Genomic DNA, 1,851 nt, shown 5'->3' on the forward strand with positions numbered 1-1,851 from the left:
CTGTTTGCATCCAGAAAATCGGCCCACCACTGTAGCATCAGTCGACGTTCTTCCAGATGTTCTGCTTTATGAATGTAAGCAGCACGTACACCGTTACGTTCCTGATGGCTCATCTGACGTTCAACTGCATCGCGGGACCACAAACCTGATTCTATTAATGCACTACATGCCATCGCCCGGAATCCATGACCACAGACATCCTGGGTTGTGTCATACCCCATAACCCTCAGGGCTTTATTTACGGTGTTTTCACTGATTGGTTTACGTGGGTCATGTGCTCCCGTAAAGATCAGACCATTTTCACCAGCCCATGTCTGAAGTTCTGCCAGTATGGCTACAGCCTGTTGGCTGAGTGGCACAAGATGTGGTGTTCGCATCTTGGAGCCCCGGTATGAAAATTTTACGCCTGGCAGAGGTTCGCGTTCGGCTGGAATAGTCCACATGGCATTGTCAATATCAATTTCAGACCAGCGGGCGTATCTGAGTTCACTGGAACGAATAAAAACCAGTAAATTCAGCATAACGGCAAGCTGGGTGACAGGTTGCCCCTTGTAACTGCCAATACGCGACAAAAGTTCAGGCAGGCGAGAAAGATCAAGAGCGGGGCGATGCTGGCGTTTTACCGTAGTCAATGCGCCAGCCATATCCAGAGCAGGATTATATCTGATGATGCCAGACTGTACGGCATAACGCATTACGGCAGATTGAACCGCCCCGGAAATCCTGGAGACTAAACTCCCTGAGAAAGAGGTAAACAGGATGACTAAAAATACTCGTTTTTCCCCCGAAGTCCGTCAGCGGGCGATTCGTATGGTTCTGGAAAGTCAGGATGAATATGACTCACAGTGGGCGGCAATTTGTTCCATTGCCCCAAAGATTGGCTGTACGCCGGAGACTCTGCGTGTCTGGGTTCGCCAGCATGAGCGGGATACCGGGAGTGGTGATGGTGGACTCACCACCGCTGAACGTCAGCGTCTGAAAGAGCTGGAACGTGAAAATCGTGAACTGCGCCGCAGTAACGATATCCTTCGCCAGGCTTCCGCTTATTTTGCGAAGGCGGAGTTCGACCGCCTCTGGAAAAAATAATGCCACTGCTGGATAAGCTGCGTGAGCAGTACGGGGTCGGACCGGTATGCAGCGAACTGCATATTGCCCCGTCAACGTATTACCACTGTCAGCAACAGCGACATTATCCGGATAAACGCAGTGCCCGTGCGCAGCGCGATGACTGGCTGAAGAAAGAGATACAGCGCGTATACGATGAAAATCACAAGGTATACGGTGTGCGTAAAGTCTGGCGTCAGTTGTTACGGGAAGGTATCAGAGTGGCCAGATGCACTGTGGCACGTCTCATGGCGGTTATGGGACTTGCCGGTGTTCTCCGGGGTAAAAAGGTCCGCACTACCGTCAGCCGGAAAGCCGTTGCCGCATGCGACCGCGTAAACCGTCAGTTCGTGGCAGAACGTCCAGACCAGTTGTGGGTGGCTGATTTTACCTGGGTAAGCACATGGCAGGGCTTCGTTTATGTGGCGTTCATCATTGATGTGTTCGCCGGATACATCGTGGGATGGCAGGTCTCATCATCCATGGAAACAACATTCGTGCTGGATGCACTGGAGCAGGCGTTGTGGGCCCGTCGGCCGTCCGGCACAATCCATCACAGTGATAAAGGTTCTCAGTATGTATCGCTGGCCTACACGCAGCGGCTTAAGGAAGCCGGATTACTGGCATCAACAGGGAGTACTGGCGACTCGTATGACAACGCGATGGCGGAGAGCATCAATGGTCTTTACAAAGCGGAGGTAATACACCGTAAGAGCTGGAAAAACCGTGCAGAAGTGGAACTGGCCA

General features: G+C 52.1%; 1 protein-coding gene, 1 pseudogene and 1 other annotated feature. Of the genes and pseudogenes, one reads left to right on the forward strand and one right to left on the reverse strand.

What is annotated here, in order from left to right:
• Nucleotides 1–695, reverse strand: a 695-nt coding sequence (locus ACQRA4_RS13730; protein WP_427823613.1) for a tyrosine-type recombinase/integrase, incomplete at its 3' end; no start/stop codon positions are given.
• A 64-nt stretch (nucleotides 696–759) separates the two neighbouring features.
• Between ACQRA4_RS13730 and ACQRA4_RS13735 the strand changes: the two are divergent.
• Nucleotides 760–1,851: pseudogene (locus tag ACQRA4_RS13735) on the forward strand (IS3 family transposase); the annotation flags it as partial.
• Nucleotides 1,041–1,157, forward strand: a sequence feature (AL1L pseudoknot). Its footprint overlaps the pseudogene before it by 117 nt.

Source organism: Desulfovibrio sp. SGI.169, assembly GCF_050313595.1.
Classification (GTDB): domain Bacteria; phylum Desulfobacterota; class Desulfovibrionia; order Desulfovibrionales; family Desulfovibrionaceae; genus Desulfovibrio.